The organism is Lysobacter sp., assembly GCF_035655815.1.
Lineage (GTDB): Bacteria > Pseudomonadota > Gammaproteobacteria > Xanthomonadales > Xanthomonadaceae > Lysobacter_J.
On record NZ_DASRTS010000048.1, the window covers coordinates 24,700 to 47,615 of the forward strand.

At 67.5% G+C, this 22,916-nt stretch carries 23 protein-coding genes; 8 read left to right on the forward strand and 15 right to left on the reverse strand.

Annotation, left to right across the window (positions count from 1 at the left end; translation table 11 throughout):
• Positions 1 to 4 precede the first annotated feature (4 nt).
• The 3 genes from VFE83_RS13355 to VFE83_RS13365 all read left to right on the forward strand — a co-directional run bounded on the left by VFE83_RS13355 (position 5) and on the right by VFE83_RS13365 (position 3,002).
• Entirely contained in the window at positions 5 to 721 is a 717-nt protein-coding gene (locus tag VFE83_RS13355; protein WP_324906932.1) for a TetR/AcrR family transcriptional regulator, read from the forward strand.
• Positions 722 to 849: 128 nt separating this feature from the next.
• On the forward strand, positions 850 to 1,506 hold the full coding sequence (locus tag VFE83_RS13360; RefSeq protein WP_324906934.1) for a protein-L-isoaspartate O-methyltransferase: 657 nt from the start codon (positions 850 to 852) through the stop codon (positions 1,504 to 1,506).
• A 74-nt stretch (positions 1,507 to 1,580) separates the two neighbouring features.
• Complete coding sequence (locus VFE83_RS13365; protein ID WP_324906935.1) at positions 1,581 to 3,002, forward strand: TolC family outer membrane protein; 1,422 nt, start codon at positions 1,581 to 1,583, stop codon at positions 3,000 to 3,002.
• Between the two features lie 270 nt (positions 3,003 to 3,272).
• Here VFE83_RS13365 and VFE83_RS13370 read toward each other — a convergent pair whose 3' ends face one another.
• Entirely contained in the window at positions 3,273 to 4,937 is a 1,665-nt protein-coding gene (locus VFE83_RS13370) for a M28 family metallopeptidase (protein WP_324906937.1), read from the reverse strand.
• Between the two features lie 357 nt (positions 4,938 to 5,294).
• A complete protein-coding gene (locus VFE83_RS13375) occupies positions 5,295 to 5,729 on the reverse strand; it encodes a PepSY domain-containing protein (RefSeq protein WP_324906939.1) in 435 nt (144 codons plus the stop codon).
• A gap of 173 nt (positions 5,730 to 5,902) precedes the next feature.
• Between VFE83_RS13375 and VFE83_RS13380 the strand changes: the two genes are divergently transcribed.
• Together VFE83_RS13380 and VFE83_RS13385 are read left to right on the forward strand one after the other, a co-directional pair.
• Entirely contained in the window at positions 5,903 to 6,397 is a 495-nt protein-coding gene (locus tag VFE83_RS13380; protein ID WP_324906941.1) for a GNAT family N-acetyltransferase, read from the forward strand.
• Positions 6,394 to 6,849 (forward strand): nucleoside deaminase, encoded by a 456-nt coding sequence (locus VFE83_RS13385; protein ID WP_324906943.1) that lies wholly within the window; start codon positions 6,394 to 6,396, stop codon positions 6,847 to 6,849. The genes VFE83_RS13380 and VFE83_RS13385 overlap by 4 nt, the downstream gene beginning before the upstream one ends.
• A gap of 3 nt (positions 6,850 to 6,852) precedes the next feature.
• On the opposite strand, the gene VFE83_RS13390 is transcribed toward VFE83_RS13385, so the two are convergent.
• Together VFE83_RS13390 and VFE83_RS13395 are read right to left on the reverse strand one after the other, a co-directional pair.
• On the reverse strand, positions 6,853 to 7,350 hold the full coding sequence (locus tag VFE83_RS13390; protein WP_324907101.1) for a DUF2938 domain-containing protein: 498 nt from the start codon (positions 7,348 to 7,350) through the stop codon (positions 6,853 to 6,855).
• Complete coding sequence (locus tag VFE83_RS13395) at positions 7,350 to 8,213, reverse strand: class I SAM-dependent methyltransferase (RefSeq protein ID WP_324906945.1); 864 nt, start codon at positions 8,211 to 8,213, stop codon at positions 7,350 to 7,352. Before VFE83_RS13395 ends, VFE83_RS13390 begins: the two co-directional genes overlap by 1 nt.
• Positions 8,214 to 8,274: 61 nt before the next feature.
• Between VFE83_RS13395 and VFE83_RS13400 the strand changes: the two genes are divergently transcribed.
• Positions 8,275 to 8,751, forward strand: a complete 477-nt coding sequence (locus VFE83_RS13400) for a helix-turn-helix domain-containing protein (RefSeq protein WP_324906947.1) — start codon at positions 8,275 to 8,277, stop codon at positions 8,749 to 8,751.
• Positions 8,752 to 8,779: 28 nt separating this feature from the next.
• On the opposite strand, the gene VFE83_RS13405 is transcribed toward VFE83_RS13400, so the two are convergent.
• The 3 genes from VFE83_RS13405 to VFE83_RS13415 are packed head-to-tail and all read right to left on the reverse strand — an operon-like array spanning position 8,780 to position 11,381.
• Complete coding sequence (locus tag VFE83_RS13405) at positions 8,780 to 10,168, reverse strand: aspartate aminotransferase family protein (RefSeq protein WP_324906949.1); 1,389 nt, start codon at positions 10,166 to 10,168, stop codon at positions 8,780 to 8,782.
• An 11-nt stretch (positions 10,169 to 10,179) separates the two neighbouring features.
• A complete protein-coding gene (locus VFE83_RS13410) occupies positions 10,180 to 10,599 on the reverse strand; it encodes a VOC family protein (RefSeq protein WP_324906951.1) in 420 nt (139 codons plus the stop codon).
• 5 nt (positions 10,600 to 10,604) lie between these two features.
• Positions 10,605 to 11,381 carry an iron-containing redox enzyme family protein gene (locus VFE83_RS13415; protein ID WP_324906953.1) on the reverse strand — a complete coding sequence of 259 codons (777 nt, stop codon included), beginning with the start codon at positions 11,379 to 11,381 and terminating at the stop codon, positions 10,605 to 10,607.
• A 297-nt stretch (positions 11,382 to 11,678) separates the two neighbouring features.
• Between VFE83_RS13415 and VFE83_RS13420 the strand changes: the two genes are divergently transcribed.
• Positions 11,679 to 12,512 carry a hypothetical protein gene (locus tag VFE83_RS13420; protein WP_324906955.1) on the forward strand — a complete coding sequence of 278 codons (834 nt, stop codon included), beginning with the start codon at positions 11,679 to 11,681 and terminating at the stop codon, positions 12,510 to 12,512.
• 38 nt (positions 12,513 to 12,550) lie between these two features.
• On the opposite strand, the gene VFE83_RS13425 is transcribed toward VFE83_RS13420, so the two are convergent.
• The 5 genes from VFE83_RS13425 to VFE83_RS13445 form a co-directional block, all read right to left on the reverse strand.
• The gene (locus VFE83_RS13425; protein WP_324906956.1) at positions 12,551 to 12,889 is read right to left on the reverse strand and encodes a gamma-glutamylcyclotransferase family protein; all 339 of its coding nucleotides are present in this window, start codon (positions 12,887 to 12,889) and stop codon (positions 12,551 to 12,553) included.
• 63 nt (positions 12,890 to 12,952) lie between these two features.
• Positions 12,953 to 14,338 (reverse strand): hypothetical protein, encoded by a 1,386-nt coding sequence (locus VFE83_RS13430; RefSeq protein ID WP_324906958.1) that lies wholly within the window; start codon positions 14,336 to 14,338, stop codon positions 12,953 to 12,955.
• Between the two features lie 180 nt (positions 14,339 to 14,518).
• On the reverse strand, positions 14,519 to 17,554 hold the full coding sequence (locus VFE83_RS13435) for a TonB-dependent receptor (protein WP_324906960.1): 3,036 nt from the start codon (positions 17,552 to 17,554) through the stop codon (positions 14,519 to 14,521).
• Between the two features lie 163 nt (positions 17,555 to 17,717).
• Positions 17,718 to 18,794 carry a FecR family protein gene (locus tag VFE83_RS13440; protein WP_324906962.1) on the reverse strand — a complete coding sequence of 359 codons (1,077 nt, stop codon included), beginning with the start codon at positions 18,792 to 18,794 and terminating at the stop codon, positions 17,718 to 17,720.
• Entirely contained in the window at positions 18,791 to 19,315 is a 525-nt protein-coding gene (locus VFE83_RS13445) for an RNA polymerase sigma factor (protein ID WP_324907103.1), read from the reverse strand. Before VFE83_RS13445 ends, VFE83_RS13440 begins: the two co-directional genes overlap by 4 nt.
• 337 nt (positions 19,316 to 19,652) lie before the next feature.
• Between VFE83_RS13445 and VFE83_RS13450 the strand changes: the two genes are divergently transcribed.
• Entirely contained in the window at positions 19,653 to 19,862 is a 210-nt protein-coding gene (locus VFE83_RS13450; RefSeq protein ID WP_324906964.1) for a cold-shock protein, read from the forward strand.
• Between the two features lie 93 nt (positions 19,863 to 19,955).
• Here the strand turns inward: VFE83_RS13450 and VFE83_RS13455 are convergent, their stop codons facing one another.
• The 3 genes from VFE83_RS13455 to VFE83_RS13465 form a co-directional block, all read right to left on the reverse strand.
• Positions 19,956 to 20,297, reverse strand: a complete 342-nt coding sequence (locus VFE83_RS13455; RefSeq protein WP_324906966.1) for a hypothetical protein — start codon at positions 20,295 to 20,297, stop codon at positions 19,956 to 19,958.
• Between the two features lie 108 nt (positions 20,298 to 20,405).
• Positions 20,406 to 20,786 (reverse strand): YkvA family protein, encoded by a 381-nt coding sequence (locus VFE83_RS19510; RefSeq protein ID WP_414674746.1) that lies wholly within the window; start codon positions 20,784 to 20,786, stop codon positions 20,406 to 20,408.
• A 491-nt stretch (positions 20,787 to 21,277) separates the two neighbouring features.
• Entirely contained in the window at positions 21,278 to 22,882 is a 1,605-nt protein-coding gene (locus VFE83_RS13465) for an alkaline phosphatase D family protein (protein ID WP_414674747.1), read from the reverse strand.
• Between the last annotated feature and the right edge of the window lie 34 nt (positions 22,883 to 22,916).

Below are 22,916 nucleotides of genomic sequence, written 5' to 3' on the forward strand. Positions count from 1 at the left end.
CAGCATGAGCGCTTCACGCCAGCCCGCAGCCAATCCGTCGACGGCTGCCAGCCATCCCAAGTCTTCCGGCCCCGGCCGCCCCAAGGATCTGGGCAAGCGCGCCGCCATCCTCGAGGCGGCGAAGCGGATGTTTACCCAGCACGGGCTCGACGGCGTGAGCATGGACCAGATCGCGGCCGAGGCCGGCGTCTCCAAGCTCACCGTCTACAGCCACTTCGGCGACAAGGAGGCATTGTTCGTCGCCGCGGTGGAATCCCATTGCGACCTGTCGCTGCCGTCCTCGCTGTTCGAACCCTCGCCCGAGACGCCGCTGCGCGAGCGCCTGCTGGAAATCGCGCACGCGTTCTATTCGATGGTCACCGCACCGGAAGCCGTGGCCGGGCACCGCATGCTGTGTTCGCCGCAGATGGCGGCCTCGTCGCTGCCGCGACGGTTCTGGGAAGCCGGCCCGATGCGTGTGCAGGGGGATTTCGCGGCGCTGCTCGAGCGCCGCATCGCGGCGGGCGAGCTCGACATCCCCGACGTGCCGCGCGCAGCCGGACAGTTCTTCGCCCTGTTGAAGGGTGAGCCGCACGCCTGCATGGTGTTCGGCGGCCCGGGCCCGGCGGCGGCGGAGATCGAGGCCCATCTGGCCGCCGCCGTGGACCTGTTCCTGCGCGCCTACCAGGCACCTCCGGCGGCTGCGGCCAAGTCCGGCAAGACGGCACAGGCGCGTCGATGACATCCGTCTTGGTTACTTCTGGCACTCAGTCCGTCCGTCGGCGCGCCGCCATCCTGTGCGCCGCGCCCGCGACGGCCCGATAGGCCGAAACCGTTACAATTCGCGGTCCTTTGCGCGAGATGCACCCGATGAATTCCATGGATTACAACAAGGCACGCGAACTGATGGTCGAGCAGCAGGTACGTCCCTGGGACGTGCTCGACCCGCGCGTGCTCGATGTGATGACGACGCTGCCGCGCGAGGCCTTCATGCCCGCGGCGCATCGCGCCCTGGCCTACGCCGACCTGGCGCTGCCGCTGGGCCATGGCGAGTTCTCGCTCAAGCCGGTGGTCGAGGGTCGTGCGCTGCAGGCGCTGGCGCTGGACCCGGCCGACGACGTGCTGGTGATCGGTGCCGGCACCGGCTACCTCACCGCCTGCGCCGGCCGCCTGGCGCGCGAAGTGGTGGGCATCGAGCGCCACGCCGACCTGGCCGAGGCCGCCCGCGCCGCGCTGGCCGAGCAGGCCATCGGCAATGCTCAGGTGGTCCACGCCGACGCTTTCTCCTGGAATCCGGACCGCCGCTTCAGCGCGATCCTGGTCACGGGCGCAGTGGACGCCATCCCGCAGCGCTTCATCGAATGGCTGCAACCGAACGGGCGCATGTTCATCGTGCGCGGCCGCTCGCCGGTAATGGAAGCGGTGCTGGTGCGCAACGATGTCAACGCTCCGCGCATCCAGTCGTTGTTCGAAACCGATATCCCCTACCTCGCCGGCGCGGCCCCCGCACCGACGTTCCAGTTCTGACTCTATCCCCACATCGCCCGTGTGATCTCCATGCGGGCGGCTCCATAAGAACGTAAAACGGACAAGGACATCGCATGATCCGCCGCCCGCTCGTCATCGCCCTCGCCGCTGCCGTGAGCCTGTCGGCCCTGTTGCCGGCCACGGCCTCCGCCGAAGACCTCCTGCAGACCTACGAGCTGGCGCGCAACAGCGATCCACAACTCTCCGCCGCCGAATCCAACCGCCTGGCCGTCCGCGAAGGCGCGGTGCAGACCCGCGCGGCGATGCTCCCGCAGATCGACGGCACGGCCTCGATCAACAAGAGCCGCAACTACAGCCGCGGCGACGCGCAGATCAACGCCGACGGCTCGGTCACGCCGGGCGACCGCGATTCGGAGTCCACCACGCGCGGCACGCAGGTGCAGTTGAGCCAGATGGTCTATGACCGCGCCAACTTCACCCGCCATCGCAGCGCCAAGGCGCTGGCGGAGGCCTCGGACTTCCAGCTCGCCGCATCGGGCAACAACCTGACCACGCGTACCTCCGCCGCGTACTTCAACGTGCTGATCGCGCTGGAATCGTTGGCTGCCGCGGAAGCCGCCGAGACCGCCCTGAAGAAGCAGTTCGACTACGCCTCCAAGCGCCTGGAAGTCGGCCTGGCGCCGATCACCGACGTGCACGAGGCCCGCGCGCAGTACGACAGCGCGCGCGCCAACACCATCCTGGCGCGCAATGCGGTGGAGGATGCCTACCAGGCATTGGCCGAAATCACCGGCCAGCCGATCCGCAACGTCAAGGGCCTGCCGAAGGATTTCCAGCCCACGCTGCCGGAAACGCGCGATGCCGACGGCTGGGTGCAGACCGCCATCGAGAACAACCCCGCCCTGCGCGCCAAGGAACTGCAGGTCGCCTCGACCGAGGCCGACGTGGACACCGCCCGCGCCGGTCACTGGCCGCGCCTGTACCTGAGCGGTTCCTACGGCGACAACGAAACCTGGGGCGACAGCACCGTGCTGGGCACGACCCGTGACGTCGACAGCCGCGACTTCGGTCCGTCGGTCGGCCTGACCCTGTCGGTGCCGATCTTCTCCGGCGGGGCCACGCAATCGGGCGTGCGCCAGGCGCTGGCCCGCCGCGACGTGGCGACGGACGAACTGGAGCAGCAGAAGCGCGCCCTGGTGCGCAATACGCGCAATGCCTACCAGACGCTGGTGGCGAGCATCAGCGAGGTCGAGGCGCGCCGTCTGGCGCTGGTCTCGGCGCAGAGCGCGTACGACGCGTCGCAGGTCGGCCTGGAAGTCGGTACCCGCACCGTGCTGGACGTGCTGCAGAACCAGAACAACCTGTTCACCGCACAGCTCGAGTTCGCCCGCGCACGCTACAACCACCTGCAGAACCGCCTGCTGCTGGAAGAAGCCGCCGGCACGCTGGACATCGCCGACGTGCAGGACATCAACCGCCTGCTGACGGTCGACGCCGAATCGCAGGTGCCGTCGGGCGACGTGCCCAACGGCTGAAGTCTGTACACCCCGCTGCAGCGACGAGAAACCGCCGGCCTCCGGCGGTTTCTTTTTTTTACGCGGACCGTATTTGCCTGCGGGGAACGTCCACCGATCCGGGAGAGGCGGATTCCCGCCATTGATGCAGCCCGCGCTGCATGGTCGTACCACGATGAGTGCAAGTGTGGGTCGCTGCGCTGGTGGATGCGCTGGCTTGTCCCAAAGAAAACGGGCGAGGCCGTCGCCCCGCCCGCTTCGCTTGTGGTCGTGATGTTCTGCTAGCGTCGCTTACTTGCGCTCCGCCGCGCTGGCATCGCGTGCGGCGCGGAATTCCGACGAGGCGTCCCAGTTCGGCCAGCGGTCCGAGTCGGCCAGGTCGCGGCCCACGATGTAGAGCAGCTGCAGGTCGCGCTGCATGCCGGTGAACGTCCAGCCGGCTTCCCACTGGTCGGCCGGCTGGTGGTAGCGGTCGGCGACGTAGGCCTCTTCCATCTTCTTGCCCGCTTCCAGGCCGCCATCCACCAGGTCGTTGCCGGAGCCGAACGACACCGCCGGCACGCCGCGCTTGGCGAACGGGAAGTGGTCGGAGCGGAAGAAATGGCCGGCTTCCGGCTTCGGATCGGTCACGTAGTCCAGCTTCCACTGCTGCTTCGCGGTGGCCACCAGCTGGTCGAGCAGTTCCTGCTTCGCGCTGCCGGACGTGGTGAAGTTGCGCGCGGGGCCGTGCGGGTCGAGTGCGTCCATGTTGAGCACTGCAACGGTCTTGCCCAGCGGATACAGCGGTTTGGAGGCGTAGTACTCCGAACCCAGCAGGCCCTTCTCTTCAGCGGTCACGGCCAGGAAGACGATGGATCGATCGGGCTTGGGCGCCTTGGCGAACGCGCGGCCCAATTCGATCAGCGCGGCGGTGCCGGTGGCGTTGTCCACGGCGCCGTTGTAGATGCGGTCGCCCTTCGCGTCCGGCTGGCCCACGCCCAGGTGATCCCAGTGCGCGGAATACACGACGGTCTCGTCCGGACGCTTGGTGCCCTCGATGCGGCCGACGATGTTGTGCGAGGTGATGATCTCGCGCTTCACGTCGTACTTGGCGCTGAGCGTGGCGCCCTTCAGTTCGACCGGCTTGAACGCCTTGGTCTTCGCCTGCGCCTTCAGCGCGTCGAAGTCCTGGCCGGCGTTCTTGAACAGCTGCTGCGCGAAGTCGCGCTGGATCCAGCCTTCCAGTGTCGGATGCACCGAGGCCGGATCGTCGCGCACCACGTCGAACATGGTGTTGGTGTTGGAGTTCTTCACCGTCGCCCAGCCGTACGAGGCCGGCTCGGTCTCGTGCACGATCAGCAGGCCCAGCGCACCCTGGCGCGCGGCTTCCTCGTACTTGTAGGTCCAGCGGCCGTAGTAGGTCATGGCCTTGCCGCCGAAGTCGCCTTCGCCACCCTCGAAGTCGGGATCGTTGATCAGGACGACGGCGATCTTGCCCTTCAGGTCCACGCCCTTGAAGTCGTCCCAGTCGCGCTCCGGCGCCTTGACGCCGTAACCGACGAACACCAGCGGCGCGTTGGCGATGTCCACCGACGTGGTGCCGTCCTGCGCGGCGCGCACGGCGATCTGCTCACCCTGCGTGAGCGGCTGCGCCTTGCCGCCGGCCTTCACGGACAGCTGCGGCGTCCCGGTGATCTCCGAACGTGCCAGCGGCACCGCCTGCGTCCACTCGCGCTTGCCGTCCTTCAGGTCGCCGCCGGGCTGCACGCCCGCCGCCTTGAGCTGCGCGACGACGTACTCGACGGTCTTTGTCTCGCCAGCGGTCGCGGGGCCGCGGCCTTCGAACTCGTCGGAGGACAGCACCTTCACGTCCCGCGACAGGCGAGTGGGATCGATCTGCGGCGGCTTCGCGGCCAGCGCGGGGTGCAGGACCAGGGAAAGGGAAAGCGCGAGCAGCGATACGGCCGGTTGCTTCATGGTGGATGCCTGATGGGAAGTGCCGGCCGATGGTAGGTGCCCGCGGGTCGCGGGACCAGCCAACCAATGGCGGATGGGTGTGCGGGGGTGAATGGGCGGCGGGCCGATGCGCCGGTGTTCACTCCTTCCGGCCTGCAGGGAGGATGGAAAGGGTGAGCGCGTCAGCGTCGAGCTCGCCATGTTGCGGCTCGGACCCCTCCCCAACCCTCCCCTGCGCGCAGGGGAGGGAGCAGAAGCAGAAGCACAAATCGCCAACGATTCGACTCCTCCCTTGCACGCAGGGGAGGGAACAAAAACCGGAGCCGTCGACTCCTCCCCCGCCTGCAGGGAAGGAGCAACCACGGCCTCAATCCTTGCTCAATCCTTTTCCTTGCCGATCACCTTGCCGGTGGCGGGGTCGATCTTCAGCTCCACGTCCTTGCCGGCCGGGTCGTCGCCTTCCGCGTTCCAGATGCCGTCCTCGAAATCGACGTCGTGGACATTGGTGTACCCGGCAGCCGCGAGGCGGGCGCGCACGTCGGCCTCGCTCAGGTTGGCGACCTGTTCTTCCGGATAGACGCGGCCGGTGGCCGCATCCAGGCGCACGTCGACGCGATTGCCCTCGGCGCTGCGCGCATCGGCCTTCCACACGCCATCCTCGAACTTGACGTCGTTGACCTTGGTGTAGCCCTGCTCGGCCAGGCGCTGGCGAACCTGGTGTTCGGTGAGCGGCCCGGTGGGCGCACTCGTGGTCTGCGCGAAAGCGGCACCCGAGACAAGCAGCAACGCACCCAGCATGACGGACTTGTTCATTCGTCTCCTCCTGTTTGGACGCACTGGAGTCTTGTGCGGGCGTCGCGAACCCGGAGTGAATGCGCCGGCACATCGGACGCCTTCGTTGTGCTTTGTCGAGGCGCGGCTCAGCATGATCATCGCGCGGTGAAGAAAACTCGCCGCAAGCGTCTTCCGGCGGGCAAGATAGCGGCATGAACGCACCCGAACCCGATCTGCGCTGGCACGCCTGCGGCTTCCGCGAACTCGACACGCTTACGCTGTACGCGCTGCTCAAGCTGCGCGCAGAAGTGTTCGTGGTGGAACAGCAATGCGTCTATCTCGACCCCGACGGCAAGGACGTGCATCCGGAGGCCGTGCACGTGATGGCCACCGACGACGATGGGGCACTGGCCGCGTACCTGCGCATCCTGCCCGCGGGCCTGAGCTATCCGCAGGTGAGTTTCGGCCGCGTGCTCACTGCGCCGGCATGGCGAGGCCGCGGCCTGGGCGATCCGCTGGTGCGCGTCGCGTTGACGCAGATCGACGCGCGCTGGCCCGGCGCCGACGTGCAGATCGGCGCGCAGGCGCATCTGCAGCATTTCTATGGGCGGCACGGTTTCGTGCCGTCATCCGATCCCTACCTCGACGACGGCATCCCGCACATCGACATGCTGCGTCGCGCGCAACCGCAAGGAACCCACGCATGATCGAAACGACCGACTACCGTGCACTGCTCGCCACCGCCGTCGCCGAAGCGCGTCAAGGACTTGCTGAAGGCGGCATCCCCATCGGTGCGGCGCTGTACCGCAACGAAGGTACGCTGCTCGGCTGTGGCCACAACCGCCGCGTGCAGGAGGGCGATCCATCCGTGCATGGCGAAACCGATGCCTTCCGCAAGGCCGGACGGCAGCGCAACTACCGCGACACCATCATGGTGACCACGCTGGCTCCGTGCTGGTACTGCAGCGGACTGGTGCGGCAGTTCAACATCGGCACAGTGGTGGTGGGCGAGTCGGTGAACTTCCAGGGCGGCATCGACTGGCTGCGCGAGAACGGGGTGCGCGTCATCGACCTGCACGATGAGGAGTGCATCGCGATGCTCGGCGACTGGATCGCCGCGCATCCGGACGTATGGAACGAGGACATCGGCGAGGACTGAACCTCATGCCGCCAGCCGTGCCACGATCCACGCGCTCGCATACAGGCCCACTCCGAACACCGTGTGCGTCACCACGCTGTGCATGCGTGCCGCCCACGGTCGCGGTGTTCGACACGCCGCAATGCCGGCACCGAGTGCGGGTTGCAGGATGAAGAACGGCGCGACCACGCTGGCAACGCCGATGATCACGGCCGGCACCGGCGTCGGGTCGCTCAGCCATGCGGTTCCGCACAGCGCGACGAGCACGGCCGCGAACGCAACACCGATGAGGTAATGCGCGGCCCATCCGATCACGCCCTCGCCAGACACCGGCGGCGTGGCCGCGATGGGCGTGTGCACCACGCGCCCGCGCGGCAACCACGCCAGCCAGCGTCCGACCAGCGCATAGTCGAGCGCGGGCAGACCGAACACGCGCCGGCGCACCAGCGCCCAGACGTCCATCGCAGTGGTGGCGCCCACGCCGATCAGGCAGGTGCGCGCGATGACCTCGATCGGCGCCATCACTGGCGCGCTCCAGGCACGGAGGCACGTGCGGCGATCATCCAGCACGCGGCATCGAAGCGGACCTGGCCGCCGTGCACGTACGGTTCGAATGCGCGGCGTGCAACGGCCAGCACGCGTTCGCGCGTGTCCCCGTCCACATCCTGCAGTGCGCGGCCTACCGGCCCCAGGCGACCCAGGTAGGTCGGCAACTCACGCCCAGGCAGCGTGCAGGCGACATCGAGTGGCTGCAGCGAGACGTCATGCCATCCGGCCTGGGCAAGAATGGCCTGCACGCGCTGCGGATCGGCGAAGGCGAATTGTCCGGGCGCTTCCGGCACGCGCGTGGGGAACGGCGGCAGCAGCGACGCGACGGCACGCTCGGCAGCGGTCATGAAGGGATTGTCCGCTGCACTGCGCCACGCGATCAGGCGCATCTGCGCGTCGTCCGTCGCCGCCTGACGCAGGTTTGCGAAGGCCTCCACCGGTTCGTCGAAGAACATCACCCCGAAGCGCGAGACGATCAGACGGAAGCGGCCGGGCTCGAATGCATGCCGCTGCGCATCCGCCTCGACGAAGCTCACGTTGGACGCTTGCGCGGGCACCCGGTCACGTGCCGCCGCGATCATCGGCGCAGACACATCCACGCCCACGCAGTCGTGGGAAAGGCCAAGCGCACGCGCGATCGCCAGCGTGGTCGCGCCCGTGCCGCAGCCCACGTCCAGCACCGGCCCGCTGCCGAACGCGGTCGCTTCCGCTACCAGCACCCGCTCGATCGGCTCGAACATCCCGTCCAGCAGCGCCTGCAGTTGCACCCATGCCTGCCCGGCGGTGCCGTTCCATAACGCAGCCTGCGAATCCGGGCGGTCGTGCGTAACATCCATCGTCGTGCTCCTGTCTTGGGTCCGGTGCACGGTGCCACTTCAACTCGACTTGAGGTCAACAGTGCGGGAGCTCGACATCGGCGAAGTGGCGCAGCGCTCCGGCGTGCCAGCCTCCGCGCTGCGCTTCTACGAGGACAGGGGGCTGATCGCCTCCATCGGCCGGCGCGGCCAGCGGCGCGTGTTCGACGAAGCGGTGCTGCAGCGGCTGGCGCTGATCGCGCTGGGGCGTGCGGCCGGCTTCCCGCTGGACGAGATCGCGCAGATGCTCGTGCCCGACGGCCAGGTGCAGATCGATCGCCAGCGGCTGGTCGACAAGGCCGGTGAGCTGGAGCGCAGCATCCGCCAGCTCACCGCGATGCGCGAGGGATTGCTGCACGCAGCGGCATGCCGCGCGCCCAGCCACATGGAATGTCCAACGTTCCAGCGCATCCTGCATGCGGCCGCGAAAGGCGCGATTGGCAAGCGCACGCGCCGTGCGCCGCAGGCGGCGCATGCGCCGTCGGCCAATCGCATTCGCCGGAGTCGCAGCAAGGCCTGACGGCACCCGGTACGCGGGCGCGATGCATTCAGCCGCTGCAGTGACGGTCGGCGACGGCCAGCGCTTCGTCGATGATCGTCAGACCGTCGCGCAGATCCTGCTCGTCGATGACCAGCGGCGGCGCGATGTGCAGGCGGTTGCCGGCCACGAACGGCCACAGGCCTCGGCGCTTGCAGGCGGTGGCGAACTCCGTCATCGCCGCGTCCGCGCCGGCCGATGCGTTGAACGGCACCAGCGGTTCGCGCGTGGCACGGTTGCGCACCAGCTCGATCGCCCAGAACGCGCCGAGCCCGCGCACGTCGCCCACCGAGGGATGCCGCGCCTTCATCGCCTCCAGCGCGGGGCCAATGACGTCGGTGCCCAGTCGGCGTGCACGATCGATCAGGTTTTCCTCGCGGTAGATGCCAATGCACGCGACGGCCGCCGCGCAGGCCAGCGGATGCCCTGCATAGGTCAGTCCGCCCGGATACGCGCGCGTGGCGAAACTGGCCGCGACGGCATCGCTGATGATTACGCCGCCCAGCGGCACGTAGCCGGAATTGACGCCCTTGGCGAAGGTGATGAGGTCGGGCACGATGCCCCAGTGGTCGACCGCGAACCACTCGCCGCAGCGGCCGAAGCCCACCATCACCTCGTCGGCGATCATCACGATGCCGTGCGCGTCGCACAACCTGCGCACGCCCTGCAGATACCCGTCGGGCGGCACGAGGATGCCGTTGGCGCCCACCACCGATTCCAGCAGGATCGCCGCGATGTTCTGTGCACCTTCGGCCATGATCGTGTCGCGCAGATGCGCCAGCGCACGCTCGCATTCCTGCGCGGCGTCGGCCGAGTGGAACGCGGAGCGGTACGGATACGGCCCCCAGAAACGCACGATGCCGGAAATGCCCGGCTCCGATGCCCACCGCCGCGGGTCGCCGCTTGCAGTGAGCGCACCCGCGGTCGCGCCGTGATAGCTGCGATACGCGGTCAGCACCTTGTGCCGGCCGGTGTGCAGCCGCGCCATGCGGATCGCGTTCTCCACCGCCTCGGCGCCGCCGTTGGTGAAGAACACGCGATTCAGGTCGCCCGGTGCGACCTCGGCGATCAGACACGCGGCTTCGCTGGTGGCCTCGTTGGCGTGGTACGGCGCGATCGTGCACAGCTTCGCGGCCTGTGCCTGGATGGCGGCCACCAGCTTCGGATGCTGATGACCCACGTTGACGTTGACGAGCTGGCTGGAGAAATCCAGCCAGCGGCGTCCTTCCTCGTCGTGGAACCAGGCGCCCTGCCCTCCGGTCACCACCACCGGCTGCAGGTTGGCGTACGACGACCAGGAGTGCAGCACGTGGCGGCGGTCGTCGCGGCGCGCGGCCGACACGTCGTCCTGCGTGGTGGTCGCGGGCTCGCGGACGCTTTCGACGCTGGTCTGGGCCATTGTCGTCGCGCTCACGGAATGAAGGTCTGTTCGGGATCGTCGAACGACTTGAACTCGAGCGCGTTGCCCGATGGATCGAACAGGAACATCGTCACGTGCTGGCCCGGCTTGCCCTTCAGGCGCAGGTGCGGCTCTTCGTGGAACTGCACGCCGGCACCCTTGAGGCGTCGTGCCAGGGTCTCCCAGGCTTCACGGTCCAGGTTCATGCCGAAATGCGGAACGGGCACCGCTTCGCCATCGAAGCGTCCGGCCTGCAGTGGCTGCCCGTCGCCGGAGATGTGCGCCACCAGGTGATGACCGAAGAAATCGAAGTCCTGGTACGAAGTATCGCTGCGCCCTTGCGGACAGCCGATCACTTCGCCGTAGAAATGACGCGCCTCGTCTAGGTCCCGCACGGGGAATGCGAGGTGGAACTGCGTGATCTTTCCCATCGTTGTCACGACACGGTGCGCGGACGCGGCGCGCAGGTTTCGAAGATGTTCTGCCAGAACTGGTTCCAGGCCGTGATACTGCGCTCGTAGCCGCGCGCCAGCTCGGGCAACGCGCCCGGCTCCTCGCGGATGTAGTTGTCGATGGCGGCGCGCGTCATCTCGCCGTGCACGATGTCCTGCTCTCCGGTGTGGATCGTCCAGAACTCCCAGTCGATGCGGTCTTCGTTCTCGCGCATGTAGGGATGCACGCGAAGGTGCTCGAACATCACCGACAGATAGGTCTGGCACAGGCATTCGCCGCCCATGCCGCGCAGGCCCACGCCGAACGCGGGACCGCTGCGCATCATCTCGTCGGTGAGGCCGCTCAGGATGGCGTGATTGGCCGGGATCGGATGATCCAGCTCGTCGCGTGCCACGCCGATGCTCGAAAGGAACCGGTCGTAGATCTCCGGATGCGCCTTGGTGGCATCGCCTTCGCCCAGCTCTTCCGAGAGGATCTGGCTGAGCAGGCTGCGCAGCCCGCCAAACGGAAGCTTGGCCACCAGCAACGCCAGATCGCTGATGTAGTCGATGGTGAAGAAGCGGTACTGCGTGCAGAAGACGCGCAACGCCTCCACCGGCATATGCTCCAGCGCCTTCATCTTCTGCTCGGCGAGCGCTTCCGTCGCCTCCTTGGCGCGATCGGCGAAGTTCCAGAAGGACTGCCGATCCCAGGTGTCCGGCAATGCCATGGTCGGAAACGAAAGCGATGCGGGCGCGTCGACGTGTTTATGCAATGACATGCGTCCAACCTTGGCAGAGCCGCACCGCGCTCGGGCGTTGCGACGTTGTGGAACTGCTTGGAGTTTTGTCTGGAGCATACTCCGGGGTAATTCGCACACTTTCACTCGACGTTGACCGAGCTGACTGTCGATCAATCGATCCTTGCCATTCCAATCGGCAATCTGCGGGCTTTCGCGATCTGCGTCGCACAACGTGCGATGAACGGTCGCTGCGTTCAGCAACATCACGATGGCCTCATTAATCCGTGGTGTAGAAAGATCGCGTCATTGCACCCAACGGTCACAAGGGAACGAAAGATGGAAGCTACTTCCGGCCCCGTCCGCACGCCACGCGTGAACCTGCTCTGGACCGGCGGGTGGGATTCGACCTTCCGCCTGCTCCAGCTGCTTCTGGTCCATCGCGTCGAAGTGGCACCGTACTACCTGAAGGATCCGACCCGCGCGTCGACCGACATCGAACTGAAGACGATGGCGGGGATCATCGGCGTACTGCATGCGCGATATCCGCATACACGTGAGCTGCTGCAGCCCCTGCATGTGGCCGAGGTGAGCAAACTTCCCACCGACCCCGAATTCGCCACGGCGCTGGCCGAGGTACGCCGGCGCAACTACATCGGCAGCCAGTACGTGTGGCTGCCGGCCTTCTGCAGGCAGCACGGCATAAACGACATGGAGATCGGCGTGCATGTCGACGATCGCGTGCAGTCGGTCCTGCGCACGATGGTGACCGAGTTCGACCATCCGGCCGGCTTCCGCAGCGTGCGCGTGGATCCAAAGCACGCCGGCACCCCCGAGTACCGGCTGTTCGGCTCCTTCAGCTTTCCGCTGTTCCTGATCGACAAGGTCGAGATCAGCCGACAGGCCAACGGCTCGGACTGGGGCGACATCATGGAGATGACCTGGTTCTGCCATACACCGGTGCGCGGCAAGCCATGCGGCACGTGCGGGCCATGCGTCTACACCATCCAGGAAGGACTCGCGCGGCGCGTGCCGATGTCGCGTCGCGCCTTGTCGTTCTTCTATCGGCGACTGCTGCTGCCGTTCAAGGATCCGCTGCGCCATGCGCGCGCATCGCTGCGCAGGCATCTTTCTGGTCGGCGCGAAGCGGCGACCGGTACGGGCCATTCGTAAGCCTGCGGACCATCCGCGTCGGCCGTGCGCGGATAAGGTCAGCCCGCCGCGTCGGCGAGGCAATAGATGTAGGCGTCCACCTCGCGGCCATCGTGAAGGCGTACGTTGGCAAGTACCCGCGCATAGCCATCGCCTTCGAACGCATCCAGTCGCGCCCAGTGCTGCGGCAGTTCGTCTGAAGTGAAGACCTGTCCATTCACTTCCCCGCCGTCGACGTCCAGCACGATGCCGGGGAAGCCGATCGCCGCGCCCCAGCCTTCCTGTCGCAGCGTGCCTTTCACGCTGGCCGGCTCCCACGTGCCACGCAGCCCGGCCAGCACGTGCGCGTTGGCGCGTCCTGGCGCAAGGCTCCCGTAGACGAAAAGGCGTTGGGTCACGAAGGTCTCCGGCGTTGCGTGCAATCGGAGGATACGGTCAACGCCGTCAAGTGAATCGCTGCTTCAGCCCTCGATCCGCACGAACACCGGGTTGGAATAGAACCACAGGTCCTTCCACGGATCCTCGCCTGCAGGATCGGCCGACGGCGCGGCCTCCGGCGTGTTGCTGCCGCGCACGCGCACGAAGCCGCCTTTCGGCATGGCCGGCAGGCTCCACTGCATCGACAGCCATTGCCCGTCGCGTTGCCATTGGTGGGCGTCGAGTCGTTTCACCTGCATGTGCGGCGCGCCGTCCGTGCCCGCGGAGCCGATGATCAGGTCCACGTGATCCAGCGCGGGCCGGTCGCCGTTGAAGTTGGCTCGTTCGGGCTGGCGCAGCTTGAGTTCCACGCGCAGCGCGGTGCCGGCCGGCACGGACAGGGTCTCGCCCAGTTGCGCGGAGCGTGATGCGTCGCCGTCAGGTCGCACGGTCAGCTGCATCGCATCGATCAGGTCGCCGGTGACGGCGAAGATGCGTCCATCACGCAGTCCATCGAGCACGTCGCCCGCCTCGGGCCGCGCCCATACGTAGGTCTTGCTGTACTGCCCAGGATCGAAATCGCGGCCACCGTCGCGCACGTTCTCGTGCGAGTCCGATGTCGCCGTGATCCAGAACCGCCGACCGCTGGCGAGCATGGCGTCCCACACGCCGCCGACGCGTGCGGTCATCTGGTCGAAGCCACCAAACGTGGGCGCATCGGTATTGCGATACAGGCCACGATGCTGCGGGGCGGCCTGGTGACCCGGCGCGCCCTCCATGCCGACCAGCACCTGCGGCGCGGCATCGTGCCACTGGCGCAGCTCGGCAGGTTCGACGTCGCCCCACTCGCCCACGCCTTCCGCCGAGCGCGAAGGGTGATTGATGAACACCAGCGGCTGCGGCGTCATCGTGCGCATGTGCGCCAGCGCGTTGAGCATCAGCCGACCGTCCTCGCGCGTGCCGCGCTGCAGCGGATCGCGGCGGCTGTAGTCGCGTTCCAGGCCGACCAGCTGGTCATGCTCGTCCGGACCGGGTGCGATGATCAGCGACGCGTGTTCGCCACCCGGCACGTCGAACTCCATGCCATTGAACTGGATCAGCGCAGGCACGTCGCGTCGGGCCTGTTGCAGGGCCGGCCATGCGTGATCACGCGTGACCCTCGAATGACCCGGGCCGCCGTGGTCGGTGTGCACCATCCAGCGCAGCCCGTGCGCGACGGCCTGCCTGGCGTTGCGCGAGCGCGTGTACGGCGAATCGCCGCCGCGGATCGGCGTCGGTGGGGAGGTCGATTCGTCCCAGTCCACGCTCCATTCGCTGTGCACGTGGTGATCGCCGGCGAGCCAGCTCCGGCCCTCGTCGGCATCGGCCGCCCACGCGGGCGAGGCGCAGCACAGCAGGATCAGGACGTGCAGCGGCATGGCAGATTTCATGGTGATTCCTTTACATACGAGCAATCAGCGATCTCATCGGACTTGATGTAGGAGCCAGCTTGCTGGCGACAGAGGTCGCCTCATGTCGCGAGCAAGCTCGCTCCTACGCACGCCCGGCGTCTCTACGCTGAAAGGCGAACGCACCGGGCGGCATACGCCGCCCGGCACGCATGCGACGGCTCAGAAGTCGGCGCGGATGCCCAGGCTGATGCGGCGGCCCGAGCGCTCGTACATGGTCGGGAACGCGGGATCCATCGTGTAGCCGGTGGTCTCCTCGTCCGTCATGTTGATGCCCTTGAGCGTGAGCTTGAGGTTGTCGGTCAGGCGATAGCCGATCGACATGTCCACCTGGCCGTAGGCGTCGCGCCAGATCGGATACATGTCGTAGCCGATGGACTCCACGTACTCGCCCTTGTGGTTGTACGAGACGCGCGCGTCGAAACGGTCGTTCTCGTAATAGGCGGTGAAGTTGTAGGTCTTCTCGGCCAGGCCCGGCATGGGCGTGCGGATGCCCAGGTCGGATTCGCCGGCCAGCGAGCTGTCCAGCCAAGTGTAGTTGGCGTTGATGCCGAAGCCTTCCAGCGATTCGTGCAGGGTGCCCAGCGGCAGCTGCGCGTTCAGCTCGATGCCCTCCACCTCGTAGGTGCCGTCGGCGTTCACCGGCTGGTACACGTCGAAGTCGTAGACGCCGTTGAGCGTGCCGTTGGCGTTGTACACGGCCACGTCCGGTACGATGCCGGTGAAGGAGTTGATCACCACGCCGTCGATCTTCTTGCGGAAGTACGAACCGGCCAGCAGGCCGCCGTTGTCGAAGTACTTCTCCAGGCCCACTTCCCACTGCTTGGCGTAGGTGGGCTGCAGGTCCGGGTTGCCGTCGGTGAAGCGGAACGAACTCCAGCTGGCGGTGCGCTTGTAGGCGATGTCGGTGAGCGAGGGCCGCATCATCGTCTCCGATGCGGCTGCACGCAGCAGCAAGCCTTCGGCCAGTTCCGCGGTCGCGTTGAGGCTGGGCAGCAGGTCGTCGTAGCTCCCCTTCTTCGACACCGGCGAATCGGTGTAACCGGTGGTGCCGTCGGCGTTCTGCACCGGGTGGAAGCCGAACGACAACACCGAGGTGTCGACGTAGCGTGCGCCCGCGTTCACTGTCACCGGTACCTGGCCCACGTCGAAGGCGAAGTCGGCCATCGCGTACAGCGCCGTCACGTCCTCGTCCACGCGGTAGTACTGGCCATCGTCGAACGGCGTGTAGAAGCCGGCGTAGCGGAACGCGTTGCGCGCGTACTCGTTGGACACCTGCATCCAGTCCAGGCCCTTGAGGCTGTAGCCGCCGCCCGGGACGATGTCGCCGATCGACTGCAGCGGGCTGTCGGCCAGCGTGCGGGTGTTGACCCATGCGGTGCTGCCGGCCGTCGGACCGGTGATCTTCAGCTCGCCGTACTGGCGCTCCTTCGACTTGTCGGTGTAGCGCGCGCCGAACTGCACGCTGCGCAGCGCCGGGGCGAAGGCCAGGTCGAAGGTCTTGGTGAAGTCCACCTGCGCGGCGTACTTGTCGTCGCTGATCTCTTCCAGCGTGGTCTCGTAGGCCTCGAACAGGTACCTCGAAGGCGAGTTGTACATGTCGAACGAAGCCGGGTTGGCGCTGGGGATGGTCTCGCCGCTGTTACCGGTCCAGCGGGTACGCGACGGCGCGTACGCCACGTGCTTGAGGTTGGAATAATCGAGCGTCTTCTCGGCGCCGCTAAAGCCCGCCATGGCGTCCAGGCGCCAGGTGTCGCCCAGCCAGTCCAAGTCGACGCTGTACTGCTGGTAGTCGGTCTTGCTGATGCGTTCCTTGCTCAGGAACTCGTGCTGGGTGGCGGTGTAGGACACGTCGCGCAGGACCACCATGCCGTACTGCGACAGCGTGTCCGCGTCGTACTCGTGGATGGTCTCCAGCGTGCTGCGGCTGGATGCGGAGTACGCCGCGGCATCGTACTCGTCCTCGGTGGCGTCGTACGCACCGACCATCGCGTCGAAGCTCAGGCTGAAGCGGTTGCTCGGCTTGTACTGCAGCGAAGCGGTGGCGCCCCACTTGTCCTGCTCGTTCACGTAGACGCGGTCGCCCACCTTGTCCTGGAAGACGATCAGGTTGGACTCGGCGGTGTTCGCGCGGTTGTTGATCACCACGTCGGCATCGCGCTCCAGCACCGCCTCAGCCTGCGCGCCGCGCGTGCCGGAGGCGCCGAGGAAGCGCGACATCGGGCGGAAATTGATGCCCGAGGTCGAGTCGGTGCGGTTGGTGCGCCTGGCCTTGGAGAACGACACCAGGCCGCCCCAGTCGCCCCAGGTATCGCTGGCCAGGAACGCGAATTTCGGGTCGATCTCCTCCGAGATGGAGTTGTGCGCGCCTTCGGCCGAGAACACCAGCTTGCGGTCGTCGTAGTCGAACGGACGCGCCGTGGAGATCTTCACGTTGCCGGCAATGCCGCCTTCCTCGTCGGCCGCGGTCGGCGACTTCTGCACCGTGACCTGCTGGATGATCTCGGAGGCGAAGATGTCGAACTCGACATCGCGACCGCCGCTGCCCGATGCGGTCGCCAGGTCGTTGATCGAGACCTGCGTGTACTCGGACGGCAGCCCGCGCACGTTGACCTTGGTGCCCAGGCCCTTGTTGCGCTCGATGGTCACGCCCGGCATGCGCTGCAGCGCCTCGGCCAGGTTCTGCTCGGGAAAGTCGGCCACGTCGGTGGCGACGACCGAGTCGGAGAAACCGATGTTGGCGCGCTTGAGTTCCACTGCCTGTTCCAGGCTGCGGCTGTAGCTGGCGACCACCTGGATGCTCTCCAGTTCCAGCACCGCGTCGTCCGGTTGCGGCGCGGCAGCGGCCTGCGACGGCGCGGCCGCGGTCGGCGCCGCGGTGGGCGCAGTGCCTTGGGGCGCTTCTGCCTCGATCGTCACCGTGGTCGGATTGAGATAGCGATGGCGCAGGCCCGTGCCGGCCAGCAACTGCGTAAGCACTTCGTCCGCCGCAAGGCCGGCGGGAATCGCACGCGTCTGCGGATTGCCTGCGGTCTGGGCGCTGTAGACGAACTGCAGGCCGGTCTGGCGCGACAGCGCATTGAGCGAGCGGTCCAGCGATTGCGCGGGAATGGCCTCGCTCGCCACGCGCGCGTCCTGCGCGATGACGGGCATGGCCTGTAGTGCCAGCACGATCGAGAGAAAGAGAGTTCGACGCATCGTAGGGTCCAGGTGGGGTGGTAATGGCGTTGGCGCGAACGCATCGGTCGCGCATGCCTGGACTACGAGGGCGCCGGAGGAGAATCGGGCACCGTTTTTTCGATGAATTTTTTCTTACAGCGTTCGGCGCAACAGGATCGGCAGGAATTCGCGCATCAGCGATTCAGCGATTCGGTGCGCCAGTCGAAGGAACGCTCGCGCGTGAGGCATGCACCGGCGACACGCGCGCGCTCACCTCGATCCCACCGGCGGTCGCTCGCGTCACCAGCATCGGTTGCTGGTCGAGGAACGCACGCATCGATGCCAGGTCGTCCGCGCGCAGGTTGCCGGTCAGGCGCATCGCGCCGGCGGCATCGTCCACCTGCAGGCGCGTGCCATTGAGCCGGTTGAAGGCGTCCGCGACGTCGCGCAGCGATTCGTCGTGGAAGACGATGCGGCGCGTCCACCACGCCGTCATCGTGTCGACATCCTCGTCGCGCACAGTGACGGCCAGGTCGCGATAGGCCACGCGCGCGCTCTGGCCGGCATGCAGGTCGGCCAGCATGCGGCCCTCGCCGTCTTCGCCGATCACCTGCACGCGACCTTCGGCCACGCCGATGCGCGCCTGCTCGCGTTGCAGCGACACGTCGAACGTCGTGCCGATGTCCTGCATCTGCAATCCGGCCGCGTGCACGCTGAGCGGACGGCGGTCCGGCGCGACGACAAAGCTCGCCTGGCCGCGTTCCAGTTCGATGCGACGACCGAACAGGCCGAAGCGCACGCGCATCGCGCTCTCGGCATTGAGGTGCGCCACCGTGCCGTCGGGCAACTCCACACGCCGCGGCTCGCCATGTTCCGCGGCGTAATGGGCGCTCTGCGGAATCGCCATGCGGACCGCGACGCCGACGGTCAGCACCAGCACGGCCGCGGCGAGCCAGCGACGGCCGTGCGCGCGACGCGGGCTCGAAACCGGCATGTCGTGCGTGCGCCGACGCGTAGGCAGCGCGACGACATTATCGGCACGCGCCGGCGACGGCCCGCCGGTTTGCCGCGCGTCCGCCGGCATCGCGCGCATTGCGTCGGCCAGTTCCGCAGCCAGGCGCCCGACGGCCAGGTACTCGCGCAGGTGCTCCGGCGAGGCGACCAGCCACTCCATGAATTCCGCCTGCTGCGCGGCCTGCAGTCCACCCTGCCGCTGCCGCGCATGCCACTCCAGGGCTTCTTCCGCGATGCGCCCCGGCGCTGGATTCCGTTCCGTCATGGCGTGCCTATGTCCTCCGTCAGCGCCTGCCGGCACATCGACAGGCCGCGCACCACGTGCTTCTTCACCATGTGCGGCGACACGCCCATGCGCTGCGCGATCTGCTTGTAGCTCAGCCCGTCGCGGTACTGCATGACCAGCACCGCGCGGGTGCGCTCGGGCAGCGTGCCCAGCAGCGCCTGCAGGCGACGACGCCGCTGCGCACGCTCGGTGGCGTCCTCGACGGACTCCTCGGCCGCCAGCAGCGACGTCATGTGTTCCACCTCGTCGATGGAGTGCACGGGCCGCTGCCGGCGCACCGCCTGCTCGCGCGCCAGGTTCAGCGCGACCGTGAACAGGTAGGCCTCCGGGTTGCCGATGGCCTCGCCCTGCGTCTGGTGCGCCCGGAGCAGGCGCAGATACGTCTCCTGCACGAGGTCCTCCGCTTCGTCGTTGGCGCCGCGACGCACGAAGAACCCGCGCAGCACCGGCGCCTGTTCCGCGAACATGCGCGCCAATCCCCGTTTCGCCCGCTCGGCCAATGTGCGCCCCACCCCCTGGAGTGGGCGCGAGGGTAAGGAGGGCTCATGACGCAACGGTGACCGCGGTCCCGCGGGAGCCGCTTGAGCCGGCCCTCGTGGGGCCGCCGGCCAGCGGAATCGGTCGGCTCGCGGGCCCAAGCTGAACAGCCAGGGCCTAAAACATTTGCTTTGTTGGGCAGGCGCGCTTACTGTGCACGGGCTGAGTTCGCCAAGGGTCACCCTGAATCGTGGCCCGATGCTGTCGGTAAAGTTTCACGACAACGTTGCACCCGTTCTCCTTGCAACCAGCTTTCCGCCGTGAGAAATGCGGCTCCATTTGTTCAAGAGAGATACAACGATGTCGAATCGTGAAACCGGTACCGTGAAGTGGTTCAACGACGCCAAGGGCTTTGGCTTCATCAGCCGTGAGAGCGGCGAGGACGTGTTCGTGCACTTCCGCTCGATCCAGTCCTCGGGCTTCAAGAGCCTGCAGGAAGGCCAGAAGGTCTCCTTCGTCGTTGCCCAGGGCCAGAAGGGCCTGCAGGCCGACCAGGTCCAGCCGCTCTAAGCGACTGACCCACGCAATACCCGAAAAGCCCGGCTCCGGCCGGGCTTTTCTTTTGGCGATCTGTCCGAGGAGGGTCGGCTCCACCTGCGTGGCCTATCTGCCGTCGTCGTCCCCGCCGGCGTGCTTCGCCGTCCCGTACCACGCCGCGTAGGACGTGTTCTTCGCCAGCTTGCGGTTGAGATCCGGCGCACCGTCGGTCCACCACACCGGTCCGCGCTCGCCCAGCGCGACCTTCGCGACATCGACTTCCGCGCGTGCCCGTGCCAGCCGCTGGGCATCCGCCGTCCGCTTCGATGCCGCCACCTCGCGCCGCGCATGCATCAGCCGCCGGGTGAGCGCCTCGCGCTCGTCACTCGTGAGCGCCGGATTGGCCGCGCGCCACAACCGGCCGCGCACGACGATGTAGCGGCGGTCGGGAGTGAGCAGGACGGGCATCGATGGCGAGGTTCGTAACAGGGACCTGCAGGTTCCGTCACGGCCCGTAGTCCCGGAGTGATCGGCGCTGCCGCACGGATCGCAATGCGGCAAACGCCGCGCGGATCGTCAGTTGCGAAGCAGTCGCCAGACCCACAGCCCGAGCACGCCGGCCACCGCTACCCAAGTCGCCACGATGACGGCCGCCATGGCGCGACTCGTCGGCTTGTCCACGACGGCGAGCGCCTGTTCCTTCGCGGCACGCCTGACCTCGGGCGGAATCAGCTTCAGCACCAGCAGCACGCCCAGCGGGACGATCAGCAGGTCGTCGACGTAGCCCAGCACCGGAATGAAATCCGGGATCAGGTCGATCGGGCTCAGCGCGTAGGCCGCAACCAGCAGCGCGAGGACACGCACCCACCAAGGCGTGCGTACGTCGCGCGCAGCGAAGTACACCACCAGGGTGGACTGCTTCAGTTCCCTCGCCCAGCTGCGAAGCCTGGCCAACATCGCGCGCCTGATGTCCGCTCCGTTTCGAGTCGACGTTAGCATCGCGCCGATGACGGCCCCGACGGGTTAGAGCCGCAACGCGGAAGTCGGCGCTCGCGCGCCTCACAACCCCCTCCCAACCTCCCCCTGCAAGCAGGGGGGAGGAGTCGAACCGCTAGCGCCTGGTGCTTCTGCTCCCTCCCCTGCGCGCAGGGGAGGGTTGGGGAGGGGTGAGCCGCAACGCGGCGAGTTCGGCGATGACGGCCTCACGCCCCCCTCCAACCTCCCCCTGCAAGCAGGGGGAGGAGTCGAATCGTTGGCGCCTTGTGCTCTGCCTCTGCTCCCTCCCCTGCGCGCAGGGGAGGGTTGGGGAGGGGTTCGAGCCGCAGCGCGGCGAGTTCGGCATTGACGCGTTTCACGCCCCCCTCCCAACCTCCCCCTGCAAGCAGGGGGAGGACTCGAATCGTTGCGCCTCATGCTTCTGCCCCCTCCCCAGCGACCCGTCGTGAAGCTCAGGCCTGCTGCAATCCCGGCCGGCCGCGTTCGACGGCGAAGCGGGCATGCAGCTTCACCGGCTCGTCGGGCACCATCACCCGGTCCAGCACCTTCAACTCGCCGTACCAGACGTCGCGGTTCACGTCGCAGAGCACGTAGCCGCGCTTGTCGGTCATCGCCTTGAGGTGCGGATTGAGGCTGCGGGTGGTGCGGTTGAAGTCGTCCTCCTCGCCCGTGCCATCCGAGCCGGACGTGATCGACGTGGCGAGGAACTCCGTGGAGATCACGCGCGGCGCGCCTTCGTCGGGCAGCAGGTCGCTGGCGAAATGACGATGTGCGTCGCCGCTGACGGTGACCACGTTGGTCATGCCGGCCTGCTCGATGTGGCCCAGCAGGCGGCGCCGGTTGGCCAGATAACCCGACCACTGGTCCATCGAATACGTGACTTCGCTGCCCGGTCCGCGCGGCTGCATCGCGAGGTTCGCCAGTCCGACCTGCTGCGCGATCACGTGCCAGCGGCGCTGGTCGGGACGCAGACCGTCGTAGAGCCACTGTTCCTGCTCCTGCCCCAGCATGCTGCGCTCCGGCGCGCGCACGACCTCGTCCTGCAATGCATCGCGGTCGCCGTTGGCCTGGTCGCTGCGGTACTGGCGCGTGTCGAGGAAATGCGTCTGCAGCAGGTCGCCCCATGCGGCGCGACGGTGCATGCGCATGCGGCCGTTGACCGGCAGCGATGCGCGACGCAGCGGCATGTGCTCGTAGAACGCCTGCATGCCGACCGCGCGGCGCAGCAGGAACAGCTCCCGCGGCGTACCGTCCTGGTCGATCTCCCCGGCCCAGTTGTTGTCGATCTCGTGGTCGTCGAAGCTCACGAACCACGGTGCGGCCGCGTGAGCCGCCTGCAGGTCCCGGTCGCTGCGGTACAGCGCGTGGCGCCGGCGGTAATCGTCGAGCGAATAGATCTCGCCGCCGACGTGGCGGCGCAGCGGCGTGAACGGACGTCCGTTCATGCGCCGCTCGCCCGGACCGTTGTCGGGCCCTTCGTAGATGTAGTCGCCGTAATGGAACACGAAGTCCAGCGGCTCCTCCGCGATGCGGCGCCACGCGGTGTAGTGCCCTTCCTCGTAGTGCTGGCAGCCGGCGACGGCGAACCGCACGCGATCCACGCGCGCATCCGCCGCAGGCAGCGTCGCGCTGCGGCCGGTCGGGCTGGTCGCATCGCCGACGATGAAGCGGTACCAGTAGGGTCGGCCCGGCGCGAGGTCCTCGACCTCCACGTGTACCGAGTGCGCGAGCTCCGGATGCGCCAGCGTGGTACCGCTGCGCACGATGCGGCGGAAAGCGTCGTCCTGCGCGATCTCCCACTTCACCGGCATCGGCCGCATCGTCATGCCGCCGCCCTGCTCCAGCGGTTGCGGCGCCAGTCGCGTCCAGATCACGAAGCCGTCCGCCGCCGGTTCGCCCGACGCGACACCGAGCGTGAACGGGTCGCATTCGAACGTCGGCTTCTCGAGCACATTGCGTGGGAGCGGCGTGGCTGCGAGCAGGCCGGGCGCGAACAGCACGCCGGCGGTGCCGGCACCGAGGGCCTGCATCAGGCGGCGACGTCGTGAGTCGATCATGGTCCAACCGTGCGTTCGGGCGCTGCCTTGGCGG

Coding starts and splice junctions, on each gene's coding strand:
- VFE83_RS13430 (WP_324906958.1), bottom strand. CDS start 14,338: ATGAAATCTGCCATGCCGCTGCACGTCCTGATCCTGCTGTGCTGCGCC.
- VFE83_RS13385 (WP_324906943.1), top strand. CDS start 6,394: ATGATCGAAACGACCGACTACCGTGCACTGCTCGCCACCGCCGTCGCC.
- VFE83_RS13435 (WP_324906960.1), bottom strand. CDS start 17,554: ATGCGTCGAACTCTCTTTCTCTCGATCGTGCTGGCACTACAGGCCATG.
- VFE83_RS13375 (WP_324906939.1), bottom strand. CDS start 5,729: ATGAACAAGTCCGTCATGCTGGGTGCGTTGCTGCTTGTCTCGGGTGCC.
- VFE83_RS13355 (WP_324906932.1), top strand. CDS start 5: ATGAGCGCTTCACGCCAGCCCGCAGCCAATCCGTCGACGGCTGCCAGC.
- VFE83_RS13405 (WP_324906949.1), bottom strand. CDS start 10,168: ATGGCCCAGACCAGCGTCGAAAGCGTCCGCGAGCCCGCGACCACCACG.
- VFE83_RS13420 (WP_324906955.1), top strand. CDS start 11,679: ATGGAAGCTACTTCCGGCCCCGTCCGCACGCCACGCGTGAACCTGCTC.
- VFE83_RS13395 (WP_324906945.1), bottom strand. CDS start 8,213: ATGGATGTTACGCACGACCGCCCGGATTCGCAGGCTGCGTTATGGAAC.
- VFE83_RS13380 (WP_324906941.1), top strand. CDS start 5,903: ATGAACGCACCCGAACCCGATCTGCGCTGGCACGCCTGCGGCTTCCGC.
- VFE83_RS13365 (WP_324906935.1), top strand. CDS start 1,581: ATGATCCGCCGCCCGCTCGTCATCGCCCTCGCCGCTGCCGTGAGCCTG.
- VFE83_RS13390 (WP_324907101.1), bottom strand. CDS start 7,350: ATGGCGCCGATCGAGGTCATCGCGCGCACCTGCCTGATCGGCGTGGGC.
- VFE83_RS13450 (WP_324906964.1), top strand. CDS start 19,653: ATGTCGAATCGTGAAACCGGTACCGTGAAGTGGTTCAACGACGCCAAG.
- VFE83_RS13410 (WP_324906951.1), bottom strand. CDS start 10,599: ATGGGAAAGATCACGCAGTTCCACCTCGCATTCCCCGTGCGGGACCTA.
- VFE83_RS13360 (WP_324906934.1), top strand. CDS start 850: ATGAATTCCATGGATTACAACAAGGCACGCGAACTGATGGTCGAGCAG.
- VFE83_RS13440 (WP_324906962.1), bottom strand. CDS start 18,794: ATGACGGAACGGAATCCAGCGCCGGGGCGCATCGCGGAAGAAGCCCTG.
- VFE83_RS13465 (WP_414674747.1), bottom strand. CDS start 22,882: ATGATCGACTCACGACGTCGCCGCCTGATGCAGGCCCTCGGTGCCGGC.
- VFE83_RS13370 (WP_324906937.1), bottom strand. CDS start 4,937: ATGAAGCAACCGGCCGTATCGCTGCTCGCGCTTTCCCTTTCCCTGGTC.
- VFE83_RS13455 (WP_324906966.1), bottom strand. CDS start 20,297: ATGCCCGTCCTGCTCACTCCCGACCGCCGCTACATCGTCGTGCGCGGC.
- VFE83_RS13415 (WP_324906953.1), bottom strand. CDS start 11,381: ATGTCATTGCATAAACACGTCGACGCGCCCGCATCGCTTTCGTTTCCG.
- VFE83_RS19510 (WP_414674746.1), bottom strand. CDS start 20,786: ATGTTGGCCAGGCTTCGCAGCTGGGCGAGGGAACTGAAGCAGTCCACC.